Below are 554 nucleotides of genomic sequence, written 5' to 3' on the forward strand. Positions count from 1 at the left end.
AATATCAGCCCATTGCTCGCAAGAGGCATACTCTTGAGTTGTGGCACCATGTTTCCTCGGCTGTTGATTATTCTGTTTGTGATTAATCCTCAACTTGTCTCGTTACTATGGCCGATTGTGATGGCCATGATGGCGGCGCTGTATTTGCCTGCTTGGTGGATATGGCGGCGGAGTGAAGTGGAACAGATCGAACAATCGAACAAACAGAGCAACCCACTCGCACTGCAATCGGCGCTGTTTTTTGGGATGATGCTGGCGGTGATTATGCTGCTGTCACATGCGCTAGCTGAGTGGTTCGGTAATGCAGGTGTCTTAATTTTATCGGCCCTTTCAGGGATTACGGATGTAGACGCGATTTCCTTGGCGCTCGGTCGTCAGAGCATCCAAATATTGAGCGTAACCACCGCCGCGCTGGGTATCTTAATTGCCGCATCGGTCAATACCATTGTTAAGATGAGTATGGTTGTCGCGATAGGAGACAAAAAATTATGGCTTAGGGTCGCGCCTGTGATGGTGGGATGTGTTGCCGTTGGGGCACTGATGTTTTTTGTCTT

Annotated in this window: 1 protein-coding gene; it reads left to right on the top strand. The window is 49.3% G+C overall.

Annotated elements, in window-relative coordinates; all coding sequences use genetic code 11:
* Positions 1-554 (top strand): DUF4010 domain-containing protein (locus R7Q46_RS29385; RefSeq protein WP_318078613.1); only part of this gene is annotated, 554 nt, incomplete at both ends.

Source organism: Vibrio sp. 811, assembly GCF_033339195.1.